At 64.2% G+C, this 17,768-nt stretch carries 13 protein-coding genes; 9 read left to right on the forward strand and 4 right to left on the reverse strand.

Features of this window, described 5'->3' with window-relative positions:
• Nucleotides 1–89: 89 nt before the first annotated feature.
• Nucleotides 90–1,103 carry a LysR family transcriptional regulator gene (locus U5A65_RS38495; RefSeq protein ID WP_321916803.1) on the reverse strand — a complete coding sequence of 338 codons (1,014 nt, stop codon included), beginning with the start codon at nucleotides 1,101–1,103 and terminating at the stop codon, nucleotides 90–92.
• Nucleotides 1,104–1,270: 167 nt separating this feature from the next.
• Between U5A65_RS38495 and U5A65_RS38500 the strand changes: the two genes are divergently transcribed.
• The 3 genes from U5A65_RS38500 to U5A65_RS38510 all read left to right on the forward strand — a co-directional run bounded on the left by U5A65_RS38500 (nucleotide 1,271) and on the right by U5A65_RS38510 (nucleotide 5,564).
• The gene (locus tag U5A65_RS38500) at nucleotides 1,271–3,490 is read left to right on the forward strand and encodes an FUSC family protein (RefSeq protein ID WP_321949496.1); all 2,220 of its coding nucleotides are present in this window, start codon (nucleotides 1,271–1,273) and stop codon (nucleotides 3,488–3,490) included.
• Between the two features lie 129 nt (nucleotides 3,491–3,619).
• A complete protein-coding gene (locus U5A65_RS38505) occupies nucleotides 3,620–3,841 on the forward strand; it encodes a hypothetical protein (protein ID WP_158759427.1) in 222 nt (73 codons plus the stop codon).
• A gap of 196 nt (nucleotides 3,842–4,037) precedes the next feature.
• Nucleotides 4,038–5,564 carry an acetyl-CoA hydrolase/transferase family protein gene (locus tag U5A65_RS38510; protein ID WP_321949497.1) on the forward strand — a complete coding sequence of 509 codons (1,527 nt, stop codon included), beginning with the start codon at nucleotides 4,038–4,040 and terminating at the stop codon, nucleotides 5,562–5,564.
• 87 nt (nucleotides 5,565–5,651) lie between these two features.
• Here U5A65_RS38510 and U5A65_RS38515 read toward each other — a convergent pair whose 3' ends face one another.
• On the reverse strand, nucleotides 5,652–5,903 hold the full coding sequence (locus U5A65_RS38515) for a GlsB/YeaQ/YmgE family stress response membrane protein (RefSeq protein ID WP_321916894.1): 252 nt from the start codon (nucleotides 5,901–5,903) through the stop codon (nucleotides 5,652–5,654).
• 186 nt (nucleotides 5,904–6,089) lie between these two features.
• The gene (locus U5A65_RS38520; protein ID WP_321916809.1) at nucleotides 6,090–6,797 is read right to left on the reverse strand and encodes an MgtC/SapB family protein; all 708 of its coding nucleotides are present in this window, start codon (nucleotides 6,795–6,797) and stop codon (nucleotides 6,090–6,092) included.
• Nucleotides 6,798–7,014: 217 nt separating this feature from the next.
• Between U5A65_RS38520 and U5A65_RS38525 the strand changes: the two genes are divergently transcribed.
• From U5A65_RS38525 to U5A65_RS38550, 6 genes are all read left to right on the forward strand, one after another.
• Entirely contained in the window at nucleotides 7,015–8,061 is a 1,047-nt protein-coding gene (locus U5A65_RS38525) for a LysR family transcriptional regulator (protein WP_321935812.1), read from the forward strand.
• 265 nt (nucleotides 8,062–8,326) lie between these two features.
• Nucleotides 8,327–11,536, forward strand: a complete 3,210-nt coding sequence (locus tag U5A65_RS38530) for an efflux RND transporter permease subunit (protein WP_321916813.1) — start codon at nucleotides 8,327–8,329, stop codon at nucleotides 11,534–11,536.
• 19 nt (nucleotides 11,537–11,555) lie between these two features.
• Nucleotides 11,556–12,803, forward strand: a complete 1,248-nt coding sequence (locus tag U5A65_RS38535; RefSeq protein WP_321949498.1) for an efflux RND transporter periplasmic adaptor subunit — start codon at nucleotides 11,556–11,558, stop codon at nucleotides 12,801–12,803.
• A 2-nt stretch (nucleotides 12,804–12,805) separates the two neighbouring features.
• The gene (locus tag U5A65_RS38540) at nucleotides 12,806–14,335 is read left to right on the forward strand and encodes an efflux transporter outer membrane subunit (RefSeq protein WP_321935826.1); all 1,530 of its coding nucleotides are present in this window, start codon (nucleotides 12,806–12,808) and stop codon (nucleotides 14,333–14,335) included.
• A gap of 139 nt (nucleotides 14,336–14,474) precedes the next feature.
• Complete coding sequence (locus tag U5A65_RS38545) at nucleotides 14,475–15,164, forward strand: heavy metal response regulator transcription factor (RefSeq protein ID WP_042265081.1); 690 nt, start codon at nucleotides 14,475–14,477, stop codon at nucleotides 15,162–15,164.
• Complete coding sequence (locus U5A65_RS38550) at nucleotides 15,161–16,600, forward strand: heavy metal sensor histidine kinase (protein WP_321916816.1); 1,440 nt, start codon at nucleotides 15,161–15,163, stop codon at nucleotides 16,598–16,600. Before U5A65_RS38545 ends, U5A65_RS38550 begins: the two co-directional genes overlap by 4 nt.
• A 30-nt stretch (nucleotides 16,601–16,630) precedes the next feature.
• On the opposite strand, the gene U5A65_RS38555 is transcribed toward U5A65_RS38550, so the two are convergent.
• Nucleotides 16,631–17,722 carry an AI-2E family transporter gene (locus U5A65_RS38555; RefSeq protein WP_321916818.1) on the reverse strand — a complete coding sequence of 364 codons (1,092 nt, stop codon included), beginning with the start codon at nucleotides 17,720–17,722 and terminating at the stop codon, nucleotides 16,631–16,633.
• Nucleotides 17,723–17,768 lie beyond the last annotated feature (46 nt).

Consider the following 17,768-nt stretch of genomic DNA (forward strand, 5'->3'; position numbering starts at 1 on the left):
GAAAGAACGCGACACGCCAGGCGCCAGGCAGGAAAAAAGCCGTCCATTGGACGGCTTTTTTGCTTTAGCCAGCTTTAGCAATCAAAGTCTTATTGCGCCGCCTTCTGCACAGCCGCCGCGACCGCGGCGTCCTTCGCCAAAGCAGCATCCTCTGCGACATCCGAGAGTTGCTCCTGCGTCAGCTCCTCGAGCAGCGCCAGGTCGCGCTCGATGACTTGCGGAAGATGCGCGCGCAAGAATTCCACCCACGTCTTTGTTTTCGCGTCGACGAACTTGCGCGACGGATAAAGCGCGTAGACGTTCGTCTTCTGCAGCTTGTGCTGCGGCAGCACGCGCACGAGCGTACCGTTACGCAGTCCTTCGATTGCCGCGTAGACCGGCAGCATCCCAATCCCCATCCCCTCGCGTATCGCCACTGCGAGGGATTCCGCGATATTCACCTGCACGGGGCCGTCCACGTGCATTTCGACGCTACCCTCGGGTCCGTCAAGCGTCCATTCGTGCGCTGGAAACGCCGGTGATTTGAGAATCAGACAGTCGTGATGCGATAGATCGGCGGGTGAGCGCGGTGCGCCGTGCGTATGCACATAACCAGGCGATGCGCACAGAATGCTGTACGTCGAGCCCAACTGGTGCGAAACAAGATCGGAATTCGGTAGTGACGACGCCGTGACCACCGACACATCGCTGCTGCCCTCGAAAAGATCTGGCATGCGTTGCGAGAGCGTCAGTTCGACGGTGACCTCGGGATGCAGTGCGCGATAGCGCGAAATCGCCGGCAGGACGTACTGTTGACCGATACTCGCGAAGCTGTGCATGCGCAGCGCGCCGGCCGGGCGTTCGTGCGCGCAGCTCGCTTCTTCTTCTGCACTATCGACGTCCGCGAGAATCTGCGAGCAGCGCTTCAGATACCGCTCGCCGGCTGGCGTGAGCGCAAGCCGGCGCGTTGAGCGATTGAGCAGACGGGTGCGCAAATGCGCTTCGAGTTCCGATACCGCGCGCGACATTGCGCCGGTGGTCGAATCCAGCGACTGAGCCGCTGCCGTGAAGCTGCCCGCTTCTACGACGCGGACGAACACCCGCATGTTTTGTAACGTATCCATCAGACCTTCTTGACCTTCTTGTTCGGTGCAGAAACGATATTGTCCGCCTCTCGGGGCGCGTCATTGTTGAGTGATCTGGAACGGAGGTTCCCCGCGCGTCCCATTAATGCGGCGCAATGACGCTCCTACAATCGGCCCCTGTCCTCGAAACAGCCCGAGCGTTTGTCATGAGCCGCCAGCCTGCGATACATCGAGCGTTCGACTCGCGTCGGCGCGCGGAAATCATATGGCGCGCCGCCAGACGGGCGCTGCGCGACTGGCAGGCCACCGATGGCGCGATCTGGATTCATCTGCTGAAAACGGTGGCGGCCGGCTTGCTTGCCATGGGCATTTCCATGCTGCTGGATTTGCCGCAGCCGCGAATCGCGATGACCACGGTCTTCGTCCTGATGCAGCCGCTCTCCGGCATGGTGTTCGCCAAGAGCTTCTATCGCATCGTCGGCACCGCGGTGGGAATGATTGCAGCAGTCGTGCTGGGCGCCGTGTTCGTCCAGCAGCCCGAGCTTTACATACTCGGGATGACGGTGTGGGTGGCTGCCTGTACGGCTGCCGCCATGAGGAATCGCCATTTTCGCTGGTACGGTTTCGTGCTCGCCGGCTACACGGCGGCGCTGATCGGCATCCCGCTAGTCATGCAGCCCAACGGTCTCTTTCTCGCCGCGTTAGGACGCGGCGCTGAAGTGGCCGTTGGCATTCTTTGCTCGGGCATGGTCAGCGCAGTGATCGTGCCCCGGCAGTCGGGCTCGCTGCTCGATCGCACCCTGCGCGCCCGATATCTCAATTTTACTGCGTTCGCCGCGGCGGTGTTGGCAGGGCGGCTCGAAAGGGGCGCGTTCGAAGGGCGATTCGCGAGTCTCGTCGACGATGTCGTCGGTTTCGAGGCGACGCGCGCTTTCTCATTCTTCGAAGATCCGACCATGCGCGCGCGCAGCGGCCTGCTTTCGCGCCTGAACTCCGAATTCATGGACGCCTGCGCGCGGCTGCACGCGCTGCGCCAGTTGCTCAAAAGGCTGCATTGGAGCGACGCGGCGATCGCACCGCTCGCGCCATATTTCGGCGAGCTTGCCGCGCTGCTCGCGCAACGGCCGAGCCGCAACGAAAGCGATCGCGCCTATGCGCGGCGGCTCGCCGACGGGCTCGAAGCCTTCCAGCGCACGCTGCCGCGTCACGTGCGCGAGACGCGGCGGCCGCTCGAACATACGCTTCCCGACGCGCTGCCCGACTTCGACACCTCGGCTGAACTCATCTATCGCTTCACGACCGAGATCGTGCGCTACAGCCGCACGTGGGCATCGCTCATGGAGGCGCGTCCTGCGCAGGAGCCGCGCGGCGCGCGCTACGTGCCTCGCACGAGCTGGTACGTGGTGGCGTTCACCTTCGTGCGCACGGCCGTGGTGGTCGCGGCGCTGGGCTGGTTCTGGGTCGAGACGGACTGGCCGAGCGGCGGCCTCGCGATGATCGCGGCCGCGCTCACGTGTGCGCTCACCTCGTCGTCGCCGAACGCGTCGCGCATGGCCGTGCAGATGGCGGTCGGCGCAGTCTTTGCCGCCGTGACGGGCTATCTCTTCACCTGCTACGTCTATCCCAATGTCGATGGCTTTCCGTTGCTCTGCGCGACGCTCGTACCCGTGCTCGCCATCGGCGCTCTTCTTGCCACGCGCTCGCGCATCGCGGGCTACGGCGTCGGCTTCTCGGTGTTCTTCTGCTTGCTTGCGGGTCCCGACAACGTGATCGTCTACACGCCGGATCTGCTGATCAACAACGGCATCGCCGTCGTTGCCGCGATGCTGGTTGCCTCGCTCGCATTCGCAGTGGTGTTTCCACCGCACATGAACTGGCTCGTCGAGCGTATGTGCGTGTCGTTGCGCGGGCAGGTCGTGCTGGCCTGCCATGGGGAACTGAAAGGCCTCGGGCAGCGCTTTCAGTCCGGCACGCACGATCTGATGCACCAGTTGCGGCTCCTGCTGAACGGGCGCCGCCAGGCGCACCGGCGCGCGCTGCGCTGGATGCTCGTGACGCTCGAAGTTGGGCATGCCGTGGTGGATCTGCGCAACGAGGCGCATGCGGCAGCGTGGTTCGACCGTCATGACGCGCGCTGGCCTGCCGCATTGGAGCGCGTGCAGGAGGCTATCGCGCATCTTTTCGAGAGCCCGGACGGAACCTCGCTCGACCACGCGCTCAGTGCCGTGCGCGCGGCGACCTGGATCGCCCAGGAAGCGCTCGCGACGGTGCATCACGAGCGAGAGAGGCGGCACGCGGTGCAGCGTCTGTTGAGCCACCTGCACTTCATCCGCAGCGCGCTGCTCGACCGCAATGCGCCGCTCGGGCCGCTGGCGCGCCGTGCACGCCGCACGCGTGCGCCGCGCAGATCGTTGAAAACACAATGAAAAAGCAGGCGCGCGCGATCTTGCTGCAGTCTGGAAATATGCCTTCCACCCCGCCTTCTTAATCAATTCGACCGTGAGTCATATAGTCACATCACTGCTTCGCAGTACCCGTTAGCACTGGAGAGTAAAATGAAGTCCGTGAAGATCGCTGTTGTTGCCTGTTCGCTGTTTGCCGCCGCCGCTGCTTATGCACAGAACGAAGCACCGGCAGCGAGTGTCCCTCAGCAGGTCGCGCAGTCCGCTGCTCCTCAAGTAGCGCAAGCGCCCGCTCACCGCGAAATCGTCAAGCCGGCAAAGAAAGATGAATGCGTCGGCCCGGTCAGCTTCTGCAATATTTATTTCGGTAGCTGAGATCGAGATCACGCCCGCCATGTGCAGGCGCACGCCGACATCTTGTGCCGCGACGCCTTCATATGGGTGCCGCGGCTTTGCGCATTGTGGCTGCGCGAAACACTGCAATAGTGTTTTGTGAAACTCGCAGTGCACGACCGCCGATGCAAGACCTGAGAATAGGCACCAGGCGATCAGAGAGTTTGTGGAGACTGTGATGTACGAAGACCGTATTCGTTGTGCCGCCTTGCGCGGGAAAATTACTTCGGCTGCCGAGGCGGCTCAACTCGTGCGCAATGGCATGCGCGTTGGCGCGAGCGGCTTCACGCGCGCGGGCGACACGAAGGCCGTGCCGATCGAACTGGCGCGCCGCGCGCGCGAAGAGAAGGAGCCGCTGCGCATTACGCTGATGACGGGCGCCTCGCTCGGCCACGACGTCGACCGCATGCTCACCGAAGCCGGTGTGCTCGAGCGCCGTTTGCCGTTCCAGGTCGACTCGACGCTGCGTAAGGCAATCAACCGCGGCGAAGTGATGTTCGTCGACCAGCATCTTTCGGAAACCGTCGAGATGCTGCGCGCGAACCTGCTCGGCAAGCTCGATCTCGCGATCATCGAAGCCGCCGCGATCACGGAAACCGGTGCGATCGTGCCCACCACTTCGGTCGGCAATTCGGCGAGCTTCGCGATTCTCGCGGAGAAAGTGATCGTCGAGATCAACCTCGCGCAGCCGCTCGCGCTCGAAGGCCTGCACGACGTGTGGATTCCCGGCCGGCGCCCGCATCGCGATCCGCTGCCGATCGTGCGGCCGCAGGACCGCGTGGGTACGACCGCCATCGAAATCCCGCCGGAGAAGATCGCCGCCATCGTCATCACGAACGAGTCGGACAGCCCTTCGACCGTGCTGCCCGCCGATGAAGAAACCGCGCGCATTGCCGGCCATCTCATCGAATTCCTGCAGCACGAAGTGAAGCATGGCCGCATGAACGCGCAATTGCCCCCGCTGCAGGCCGGCATTGGCACGATCGCGAATGCGGTGCTCTCGGGCTTTGTGGATTCGCCGTTCGAAGCGCTTACGATGTACTCCGAAGTATTGCAGGACTCGACTTTCGATCTGATCGATTCCGGCAAGATGGTCTTCGCCTCAGGCGCCTCGATGACGCTCTCCGCACAGCGTCAGGCTCAGGTGCTTGCCGAACTCGACCGCTATCGCGACAAGCTTGTGCTGCGTCCGCAGGAAGTGAGCAACCATCCCGAAGTCATTCGCCGTCTCGGCTTGATCGCGCTGAACACCGCGCTCGAATGCGACATCTATGGCAACGTGAATTCCACGCACGTGGGCGGCACGCACATGATGAACGGCATTGGCGGCTCGGGCGATTTCGCACGCAATGCATCGTGCGCGATCTTCGCGACCAAGGCGATTGCAAAGGACGGCCGCATTTCGAGCATCGTGCCGATGGTGCCGCACGTCGATCACAACGAGCACGACGTGGACGTGATCGTGACCGAACAAGGTCTGGCCGATCTGCGCGGTCTCGCGCCGCGCGAACGTGCAAACCTCGTGATCGAGCGCTGCGCGCATCCGCTCTATCGCGACCTGCTGCGCGACTACTATCGCGACGCCCTCAAGATCGGCGGCCAGACACCGCACGATCTCGCGCGTGCGTATGAAATGCATCTGCGCTTCAATCAAACGGGCTCGATGCTGCCCGAAGCGACGGGCGGACTCGCATCGAACGCATAATCGCGGGAGCGATCAAAAGCAGTACACAAAATAAAAACGGGAGCACCGGCAACGGTGCTCCCGTTTTTCATTGATAGCGCGGATTCGCTACGCTCGTCTAACCAACCGGATGATGAAGAGCAGAATGACCGCACCGACAATGGCGGTGATGATCGAACTGATGATACCGGCGCCGATATGAATGCCGAGCACCCCGGCAAGCCAGCCGCCGATGAACGCGCCGACAATGCCGACGATGATATCGATGAACAATCCGAAGCCGCCGCCCTTGACGAGGACGCCAGCGAGCCAGCCTGCGATTGCGCCGATGATGAGCCAGGCAATGATGCCGTGTTCCATATGAATAGACTCCCCTTGTTGGCGTGAAAGAATCACGGTGAATGCAGCTTAGTCCAAGGGCGAATAAGCGTCCATGCAACGCGGCCAGAATTGACAGTTCTTGAACTCTGTCGCGGATAGTTTTAAAAAGCGCAATAAATTAGAAATGCAATCGTAAGGAATCCGAGCCGATGCCATGCGCAATCGTCATTCGGGCGCGATTTCGGGTTCCGCAGCCGTCCAGCTCACGCTGGACACGCCTTTCTCCATGCTCAGGCGGCTCGCCATGAGTTCGAGCTTCGACTGGTACTTCGGATGCAGGCGCATCGTTGCCGTCACGCGCAGGCGCGGCGGATCGCCGGCCAGGTCCTCGCTCGTGAGGCTTTGAAATGAAAGCGGCGTGGAGTACAAAGAATTTGAAAGCAACGTGCGGATATGGACTTCGTCCTCTTCGCGGCAAACCACGGTAAGCACATAAGCGCGCACGAGATCCGCATTCGAAACGGGCGATGCGTTGATGATGCGGCTCACCTCGCGCAGCACGGTATTCGTGAGCAGCACGACGACGGTGCCGGCCACCGCCGGGCCGTAATGACCTGCGCCGCACAGCACCCCCACGGCCGCCGAACACCATAGCGTCGCCGCAGTATTGATGCCCTGAATCGAGCCCTTCTCGCGCATGATGACGCCACCGCCCAGAAAGCCCACGCCAGAAACCACATAGGCCGCAATTTGCGTGACGCCGGTCGAGCCATTGCCGGTCAGCACGCCGAGCGTGACGAACAAGCACGCGCCGCTTGCCACGAGCGTGATGGTGCGCAGACCGGCCGTGCGTTGGCGAATCTGGCGTTCGAGGCCGATGGCGACGCCGCAGGCGAACGCCGCGAGAAGGCGCAGGGCGAATTCGAGAGTCATCGTTTTGTCATGAAAACGCAGGGCGGCCGCACGCCTTGCGGCTCTCGCGCAAGCGTGGCGGGTACATCGGGGGCCCGTGGATCATACGCGGGACGGGGCTTTGCGCCAAGCTGTCCGCGCCGTCATGTTCGAGTCAGGATCTGGCCACGGCTCGTAGGCGAAACTAGTTTCATTCGTGTGGAGATGGGAAGGCAGGCCGAATGAACGGGAGTTTCTGATGGATACGCTGCGCAATATGCGGGTCTTCGTGCGAGTGGTGGAGTCCGGCAGCTTTACGCGCGCTGCGGCGAGCGAAACGATGACGACCGCGCAGGTCTCGCGCGCGGTCACCGACCTCGAATCGCGGCTGCGCACGCGGCTCCTTAACCGGACCACGCGGCGCATGTCGATGACCGAAGCGGGCGAGCGCTACTTTCAAAGCTGCAAGCGCATTCTCGCCGACATCGAGCAGGCCGAGGCCGAAGCCGCCGCGGCGCACGCGAACCCCGCGGGCAAGCTGCGCGTGTACGGCGGCACGAGTTTCGGGCAGCACTACGTGATGCCGCTCATCGCGCGTTATCAGCAGCATTTGCCGGAAGTCTCGGTCGATCTCACCATCGCGCAGCAAATGCCCGACATCATCGAGGAGGGCTTCGATGTGGCGGTCGTGGTGGCCGCCGAGCTCGAGGACTCCGCGCTGATCTCCCAGCATCTGGGCAGCACCGCCGCGATTCTCTGTGCTTCGCCGGCGTATTTGCGCATGCGCGGCGAGCCGCAATCGTTCGACGACCTCGAGGCGCATACCTGCCTGCATCTGACCGACGCGAGTCTGCCCGCCGGCCAATGGGTTTCCGAGGGGCCGCTCGGCGAGACCTTCCGGCATACGGGCGTGACGCCGTTCCAGGTGAACAACCCCGAAGCGCTCGCGCTTGCCATACGCGAAGGCATGGGCATCGGCCCGCTGCCGGTGCCGGTGGCGCTGCCTGGGCTTGCCGACGGCACCCTGGTGCGCGTGCTGCCCACGCACACGCTGCAAAAGCTCAATATTTACGCGCTGTACGCTTCGCGCCGCTATCTGGACGCGAAGATCCGCACCTTCGTCGAGTTTTTACGCGAGAAGGTGCCGCTCGTTCTTGCCGAACAGGAGGCCGCGCTCGCCACCTGTGACGAGCCGCCGCTTCGCGAGATGGAGGCGCACACGGGGCCGCGAGGTACGCGTGCGCGCAGCGGCCGTGGCCGCGCTCACAACACGCACGACCTGGAGCGCCTGCGCCTCGTGAATTGAAGCAGTGAACTGAAGCAGTTAAAGAACGGCTCGCGAAGCGCGCGGCTGTTACCGGGCGTTTCGCGGGCGGCTTTTCAGGCGCTTCGCGACGCTGCAGCGGCGATCTATCTGCGTTCCCGTACGCTTTCGCGCGCCTCGCGCGTTGCCTGTCAATTTCGCCATATTGGCGCCAGCAAACTGCCACCGCCATTGCCTATGATGCGGCACCCGCTGGATGAATGCGTCCTCGTCTCAACCCCTCGCCTGAGTTGTCCGAAACACTGACATGTGGATTGTCAATCTCGCGCTGAAGCGACCGTACACGTTTATCGTGATGGCCATCATGATCGTGCTGGCCACGCCGTTCGTGCTTATGTCGATGGCCACCGACGTGCTGCCGAACATCAACATCCCGGTCATCAGCATCATCTGGTCGTACACGGGCTTTTCCGCGAAGGACATGGCCGACCGCATCACTTCGGTCAACGAGCGCAGTCTCACGACCACGGTGAGCAACATCGAGCACATCGAGTCGCAATCGCTGCCGGGCATCGCCATCATCAAGCTGTTCCTGCAGCCGGGCGCGAGCCTGCAAACGGCGATCGCACAGGCCGTGGCGTCGGAGCAGGCGCAGGTGAAGCAGATGCCGCCCGGCGCCACGCCGCCGCTCGTCATCAGCTATTCGGCCTCAAGCATTCCGGTGATCCAGCTCGGCCTCTCCAGCAAGTCAATGAGCGAGCAGGCGCTGGCCGATATCGCGATGAACTTTCTGCGCCCGCAGCTCATTACGATTCCCGGCGCGCAGGTGCCTTACCCGTATGGCGGCAAGACGCGCGTGATCTCCGTGGATCTCGACACGCGCGCACTCATTTCGAAGGGCCTCACGCCCGCCGATATCGTCAACGCAGTCAACGCGCAGAACCTCATTTTGCCCACGGGTACGGCCAAGCTCGGGCAAACCGAATATCGTGTGGACACCAATGCGTCGCCCGATACGATCGCGGGCCTGAACCGCATTCCCGTGCAGACGGTGAACGGTGCGACTACCTATCTCGGCGACGTGGCGCACGTGCGCGACGGCTTCACGCCGCAGACCAACGTCGTGCGCCAGGACGGCCAGCGCGGCGTGCTGCTGTCGATCCTCAAGAGCGGCGACGCATCGACGCTGCAGGTGGTGGGCGTACTCAAGGACCTGTTGCCCAAGGCGCGCGACACGCTGCCCGCCGACCTTGTTGTCAAACCGCTCTTCGACCAGTCCGTATTCGTTTCCGCAGCCGTGCAGGGCGTGGTGCGCGAAGCGCTCATCGCTGCGGCGCTCACGGCGGCGATGATCCTGCTCTTTCTTGGCAACTGGCGCAGCACGCTCATCATCGCGGTGTCGATTCCGTTGTCGATTCTCTCCTCGATCATCGCGCTCTATGCGCTTGGCGAGACCATCAACATCATGACGCTCGGCGGCCTCGCGCTCGCGGTCGGCATTCTGGTTGACGACGCAACGGTCACGATCGAGAACATCGAACGGCACTTGCATCTGGGCGCGAAACTGCACGACGGCATTCTCGAAGGCGCGGGCGAAATCGCCGTGCCCGCGCTCGTTTCGACGTTGTGCATCTGTATCGTGTTCGTGCCGATGTTCTTCCTGACCGGCGTGGCGCGCTTCCTGTTCGTGCCGCTCGCGGAAGCCGTGGTGTTCGCGATGATCGCGTCATACATCCTCTCGCGCACGCTCGTACCGACGCTCGCCATGCTGCTGTTCGAGGGCCACGATCCCAGCGCGCATGCGCAGCGCGCGCAAGGCTCGTTCTTCTCGCGCATTCACTGGCGCTTCAATCATGCATTCGAGCGCGTGCGCGCCAATTACATCGCGCTGTTGAGCCTGCTGCTCTCGCGCCGCAAGCTTTTCGGCGGCAGCTTCCTCGCGTTTTGCCTGCTGTCGCTCGTCCTTGTGTTCTTCCTTGGACGCGACTTCTTTCCCTCGGTCGATGCCGGCAACATTCGCTTGCACATGCGCGCGCCAACGGGCTTTCGCATCGAGGAAACCGCGCGCCTCGCCGACCAGGTGGAGCAGGTGGTCCGCGACGTGGTGCCGCCCGATCAACTCGATACGATCGTCGATAACCTCGGGCTGCCCTATAGCGGCATCAATCTCTCATACAGCAATGCGGGGACGATGGGCACGCTCGACGGCGAAATCCAGATCGCGCTGAAGCCCGATCACGATCCCTCCAGCACGTATATCGACAAGTTGCGTGCGTTGCTGCCGCAACGGTTTCCGGGCGTCGAGTTCTTCTTTCAGCCCGCGGACATCATCACGCAGATTCTGAACTTCGGTCAGCCCGCCGCAATCGACGTGCAGGTGGTGGGTGCGAATCTGAATCAGGACATGGCGCTGGCGAGCACGCTGCTCAAGCAGGTGCGGCAATTGCCGGGCGCCGTGGATGCGCACATCGAGCAGCGCAACGACGAACCCGCGCTCACGCTTGCGATGGACCGCTCGCGCATGCAGCAGCTGAACCTGAGCCCGCAGAACGTTGCCCAGGACGTGCTGATCGCACTTTCGGGCAGCACGCAGACCTCGCCCGCGTTCTGGGTGAGTCCGCAAAACGGTGTGGAATATCCGCTGACGGTGCAAACGCCGCAGTATCGCGAAACCTCGATGAACGAACTGATGGGCACGCCCGTTTCCGCGCACAGCACGAACGCCAATGCGCCGCTGCAGCTGGTGAGCAATCTCGTGCAGCTCAGGCCGCATAACGGGCCCGCCATCGTCACGCACTACAACATCCGTCCCGTGATCGACCTGCTCGTGAGCGTGGAGGGCAGCGACCTCGGCTCCGTTGGCGCGAACATCAACGACATCATCCGGCATGTGCAGGCGCACGCGCCGCGCGGCACGACCATCACCATGCGCGGGCAGATCGGCACGATGCGTTCGTCATTCGTGGGACTCGGCGTGGGCATTGCGATGGCGGTGGTGCTCGTGTATCTGCTCATCGTCGTGAACTTCCAGTCCTGGGCCGATCCGCTCATCATCATCAGCGCGCTGCCCGCCGCGCTCGCGGGCATCGCCTGGATGCTGTTCATTACCGGCACGCACCTGAGCGTGCCCGCACTCACGGGTGCGATCATGACCGTGGGCGTGGCGACCGCGAACAGTATTCTCGTGGTGTCGTTCGCGCGCCAGCGTCTCACCGCGGGGGCTACGCCGCTCGCCGCCGCGCTCGAAGCGGGGGCCACCCGCATACGCCCGGTGCTGATGACGGCGTTCGCGATGATGATCGGCATGGTGCCGATGGCGCTCGGCCTCGGCGAGGGCGCGGAGCAGAACGCGCCGCTCGGACGCGCGGTGATCGGCGGGCTGCTGTTCGCTACGGTCTCCACGCTATTGTTCGTACCCCTGATGTTTGCGACCGTGCATACGCGGCTCGCCCAGCGCACCGCCGCGAAGCGCGAGCGCGAGGCGCAGCGCCGTGGTGCACGCGGCGATACCCGTTAAGTCACAATTGGCCGAAGACATGAACGAACCCCACCACCATTCATCTCTCGACATCACCGTCGGCGGCGAGCAGGGCATGGACCTGCCGGCGCGCGGCCAGGCGGGCAAGCGCGCACGCTTTGCGGTGATCGTGGTCGCGCTGCTGCTCGCGGCAGGCGCCACGCGCACGATCGTCTCGAACCTCATGAATGCGCACCATCTCGCCGATGTCACGAAGCAGAACGCGAAGCAGTACGTGAGCGTCGTGCAACCCGTGGCGGCAGGCGCGGACGGCCGCATCGTGCTGCCCGGCACACTGCGCGGCTATGTCGAAGCGCCGATCTACTCGCGCGCGAACGGCTACGTGCGGCGCTGGTACGCCGATATCGGCGCGCATGTGCAACAAGGCCAGTTGCTCGCGGAGATCGACACGCCCGAGATCGACCAGGAACTCTCGCAGGCGCAGGCGCAGCGCGATCAGGCCGCAGCGACGCTCGCGCTCGCGAAGACCTCGTTCGATCGCGCGCAGCAGTTGCGTCAGCGCGATGCGGTCTCGCAGCAGGAACTCGACGACCGCCAGGGCGCGTTCAACACCGGCCAGGCGAATCTCGCCGCCGCCGACGCGAACGTGCGCCGCCTCACGGAGATGAAGTCGTTCCAGCGCATCGTCGCGCCGATCACGGGCATCATCACGCAGCGCAACGTCGATATCGGCGACCTCGTGAATGCGGGCAATGGCGGTGCGGGGCATGCGCTCTTTTCGATTGCGCAGTCCGACCCGCTGCGTCTCTATCTCGACGTGCCGCAGACCTACGCGCATCAGGTTGCGGTTGGCCAGCACGTGAGCGTGACCGAGCAGGAGTTGCCGGGTGTGACGTTCGACGGCACCGTTACGCGTACGGCGCAGGCGATCAACGTCGCCACGCGCACGCTGGAGGCCGAAATCTCGCTGCCCAATCACGACGGCAGGCTGCTGCCCGGCGCCTATGTGCAGGCCGCCTTGCAGACCGATGCGAAGGGCGTGCTCACGGTGCCGGGCAACACGCTGCTGTTCCGCTCGGAAGGCCCGCGTCTTGCGGTTGTCGATGCGGATGGCAAGGTCAAGCTCAAGGCGGTGGAAATCGCGCAGGACCTCGGGCAGACGCTCGAAATCAGTGGCGGGCTCGATCCGACCGATCGCGTTGTGCTCAACCCGAGCGATTCGATTGCAGATGGCGACAGCGTCGTCGTGGTCGCGCCGAACAAGACCGAATCGGCGCGTGAGGCCGCCAGACGGAGCGCGACGTGACGATGTGGCCAAAAACGCGGCAAAACGCGCGGCAAACCGTGCTGCCACGTCCGCGCGCTTACTTCACGGCGCTCGGCGCGATCGGTCTCGCGGCCTGCACCGTGGGCCCCGACTACCACGCCCCGCAAACGCAGAGCCCGACGGCGTGGCGCGTCGATTCCGCCGATTCATACTGGCACGCGGCGCAGCCTTCGCATGCGCCGCTCGATCCGCAATGGTGGAAGGCCTTCGAAAACGCCGAGCTGGACGGTCTGGAAACCGCGGCGCTCGCCGAGAACCAGACGCTGCGCGTGGCCGCCGCGCACTACGCTCAGGCGCGCGCCACGCTCGCTTCGGTGTCGTCGCAGCAAAGCCCGCAGGTCGGCCTCGACGCGGGCCTCGCGCGCGAGCGCATTTCCGCGAACCGGCCGCTCACGAACTACGCCACGCCCAACACGTCGACCGTGCAGAACCAGGTCACCGTTGGCGCGACCGTGAGCTACGAGCTGGATCTGTTCGGGCGCATCCGGCGCATGGTCGAGTCGGCGCAGGCTTCGACGCAGCAGGCCGGCGACGATCTCGCCAACGCACGTCTCGTGCTCACCGCCGAACTCGCCACCGACTACTTCGCCATGCGGGAACTCGACAATGAGATCGACGTGGTGAACCGCTCGGCGCAACTGCAGCAAAAGGCGCTCGATTTCGTGACCGCGCAGCACGATCTCGGCGCGGTTTCGGGCCTCGAGCTGCTGCAGCAAAAAGCGCAGCTCGCCGCGACGCTGACCCAGGTGCATTTGCTCGAAAATCAGCGCCAGCAGGAGCAGAACGCCATTGCCGTGCTGGTCGGCCGGGCGGCGCCCGAGTTCGCGATTGCGCAGAAGGTCACGACGCTCCCGGTGCCGGCGCTTCCCACGGGCCTGCCGAGCGAGCTGCTGCAGCGGCGCCCCGACGTGGCTTCGGCCGAGCGTGCGATGGCCGCGGCCAATGCGCAGATCGGCGTCGCGCGCTCCGCGTATTTCCCGGACATCACGCTTTCGCCCACGTTCGGTTGGGAATCGACGCGCTTTGGTGGCCTGTTTTCCGTACCGAGCCTGATGTGGTCGGTGGGCGCGACGGCCAGCGAGGTGCTGTTCGACGGCGGCAAGCGCGCGGCGGGCGTGGATTTCGCGCAGGCCGGCTACGAGTCGGCGCAGGCGACTTATCGTCAGACCGTGCTCACCGCGTTCCAGGAGGTGCAAAATGCGGTAACGGGCCTTTCGGTGCTCGAGCGCGCATCGACCGATGGCCAGGCGGCCGTGGACGACGCACGCAAGTCCTTCGATCTCGCCAACGACCGCTATCAGGGCGGCCTCGTGGCGTTCATCGACGTGCTCAACGCGGAGCAGCAGTTGCTCACCAGCGAGCGCCAGGAGGTGCAGATTCAGGGCCAGCAGGTCGCCACCGTGGTGTTTCTCGCCAAGGCGCTGGGCGGCGGCTGGAGCGCCGGCGACCGCGAGATGGCATGCAGCGCGGGTACGTGCCGCGAAGTGCCGAAGGCCGAGGGTAGAGGCTAAGCGGTATGCAAGGACTGAAAGCGGGGCATATAAGCGGGCTTGAGCGAGCCCGGCACCAGGGTATATAACAGCGCGCAACGGCGGTCACGAGCCGCAGCGGCCGGAACCGCCAGGGCAGCGCGCGAAGAGGAGGGCGGGCATGAAAGTATTGGTTATCGAAGACGAGCGCAAGGTCGTGGACTATTTGCGCAGCGGACTCACGGAACAGGGCTGGGTCGTGGACGTCGCCATGGACGGCGAGGAAGGCGCGTGGATGGCCACGGAATACGACTTCGACGTGATCGTGCTCGACGTCATGCTGCCGAAGCTCGACGGCTTCGGCGTGCTGCGCGCCGTGCGCACGAAGAAGGACACGCCGGTCATCATGCTCACCGCGCGCGACCGCGTGGATGACCGCGTGCACGGCCTGCGCGACGGCGCCGACGACTATCTCACGAAGCCGTTCTCATTTCTCGAACTCGTCGAGCGGCTGCGCGCGCTCACGCGGCGCGCACGCACACAGGAATCCACGCTGATTTCGGTGGGCGATCTGCAGGTGGACCTCATCAGCCGCCGCGCGACGCGCGACGGCGTGCGTCTCGATCTCACGGCGAAGGAATTCCAGTTGCTTTCGGTGCTCGCGCGGCGGCGCGGCGAAATTCTTTCCAAGACGCTGATCACCGAGCTGGTGTGGGACGTGAATTTCGAAAGCAACGCGAATGTGGTGGAAACGGCGATCAAGCGGCTGCGCGCCAAGCTCGACGGCCCGCATGCGGCGAAGCTGCTGCACACCATACGCGGCATGGGCTACGTGCTCGAAGTGCGCGAGGAAGGAGGCCAGACGTCATGAAACGCTCGATCTCGCTGCGGCTTTCGGCGATGTTCGCAGCGGTGTCGCTCATCGTGTTCACGCTCACGGGCGCGGGTCTCTTCTTCCTGATGCAGCGCCAGCTCTTCAACGAGTTGCGCGAAACGCTCGATACGCGCGCGCGCATTGCGAGCCTGATCGTCTCGCACGCACCGGACGTGCAGAAGTGGGCCTTCGTGCAGGAAAAGCTGCGCGACCTCTCGCCTGCGGACAGCCGCATGCACTACTACGTCGAAGGCCCCGATCCGCGCTTTCGTTTCGGCACACCCATCGTCGGCAAGGTCACGGGTAACGTCGGCCCGAACCATGTGCTCGTGCGTCCGCCCGATTGCAGCTACGACATCATCACGACGACCTTTATCGTGCCCGCGAGCGGCGACCGGCCCCAGGTGAAACTCGTGGTCGGCAGCGACTGCGTGCGCACCGAAGGCATGCTGCGGCGCTTTGGCATTGCGCTCGGCGTGCTGATCGCGCTCTCCACCATCGCGGTCGCGTTGCTGAGCCGCGCGGTCACGCGCTTCGGGCTCGCGCCGCTCACGCGCCTCTCGCGCGAGGCCGCGCAACTGAGCCCGTCGAACCGGCGCCAACGGCTGCATTCTGACGAGCTGCCCGAGGAATTGCACGAACTCGCCACGTCGTTCAATGGTGCGCTGGAGCGTCTCGACAAGGCCTACGAGCGCCTCGAATCGTTCAACGCCGACGTGGCGCACGAGTTGCGCACGCCGGTGAGCATCCTGATCGGGCAGACCCAGGTCGCGCTCACGCGCGACCGTTCGGTCGAGCAGCTGCAACAGACGCTGCAATCGAATCTTGAGGAATTCGAACGATTGCGCGTGATCGTGAACGACATGTTGTTCCTCTCGCGCAGCGACCGCGGCGAACGCGCGACGGACCTGGCAGAAGTGTCGTTGCGCTCGGAGATCGAACGCATGCTCGATTTTCTGGAAATGCCGCTCGAAGAGGCGCAACTGCGCGTGGAAGTGCAGGGCGACGCGCGCGCATGGGTGAATACGTCGCTGATTGGCCGCGCTGTGAGCAATCTGTTCGTCAACGCGATCCAGCATTCGCAGCCCGGCACGACGCTGCGCGTTACGGTCGCGCCGCAGAGCGGTCATGTCGAGATCGCCGTTTCGAATCCCGGCGAGCCGCTCGACCCCGTGACGCGCGAGCATATTTTCGACCGCTTCTACCGCATTCAGGAAGCGCGCTCGAACAGCCACGAAAATCACGGGCTCGGGCTTTCGATCGTCAAGGCCGTGGCGGAAATGCACGGCGGCACGGTGTTCGTGCGCAGTGCGGACGGCGTCAACACGTTCGGGTTTTCGGTGGCCGTGGACGGCGTCGAAGCGCCCGAAGCACCCGTTGCCGGTCTCTCGCGCCAGGGCCGCGCCGGTGTGCCGCTGCACGTCTCGCCCTGACGTTGCTCTGAAGCTGTCCTCTAGCGGCGCTTACACGGGCTCGTCTTCCACGGGCGCGCTCTCGTTCTCGATGTTGTGCTGGTCTTTGCGCAGCAAGTCCCAGCAACTGATGAAGAGCGCGGCAATGAGCGGCCCGATCACGAAGCCGTTGATGCCGATGAGCGAGATGCCGCCGAGCGTCGAGATCAGCACGACCCAGTCGGGCAGGCGCGTGTCCTTGCCTACGAGCACGGGCCGCAGCACGTTGTCCACGGTGCCGATCACGACGGAGCCGAAGACGATGAGCCCGACGCCCTTCGCTACCGCCCCCGTGGAGAGGAAGTAGATCGCAATGGGCCCCCACACGAGCGCTGCGCCCACGGCGGGCAACAGCGAGAGCAGCATCATCACGAAGCCCCACAGCAACGCGCCCTGAATGCCGAGCACCCACAGCGCGATGCCGCCCAGACCGCCTTGCACGACCGCCACCGCCACGTTGCCCTTGACCGTGGCGCGGATCACCGTCGTGAACTTGCGCATGAGATGCAGCTTGTGCTGCTCGTCGAGCGGAATGGCGTCGCGCACGAGCCGCGAAATTTCGCGGCCGTCGCGCACGAGGAAGAAGAACAGATAGAGCATCACGCCGAAGCTCACCAGAAACTGCAGCGTGTTCTGCCCGAAGGAAAGCGCGCGCGTGGCGACGAACTGGCTGATCTGCGCGGCGCCCGCCGAAAGGCGCTGCTGCAGCCCCGGCAGATCCATGAGGTCGTAGCGCGCGAGCAGGTTCTGAATCGACTCGGGCAGGGCATGAACGATCTGCGTGAAGTACGCGCCGACGTCGAGACTGCCGCCGCGCACCTGCTGATACGCCGAGGCGACCTGCTGCACCAGCGTGGCCGTCACGAGCGTGAGCGGAAAGATCACGATGACGAGACAGATCGCGAGCGTGATGAGCGCGGCCAGATTGCGCCGCCGCCCGAGGCGCGCGACGAGCCGGCGCTGCACCGGCTGGAAGATCAGCGCGAGTATGGCGCCCCAAAGCACCGTGCTGAAGAACGGCGCAAGAATGAAGCACAGCGCAATCGACACTGCGAACAGCAGCAAATAGAACGATGTCTGGTGAAGGTGCTTGTTGCCTTCCATGTGCGATGAATTCCGGTTAAAGCGTTCTGGCGGACGAACGGCGGCA

Source organism: Paraburkholderia sp. J10-1, from assembly GCF_905220165.1.
Classification (GTDB): Bacteria; Pseudomonadota; Gammaproteobacteria; order Burkholderiales; family Burkholderiaceae; genus Paraburkholderia.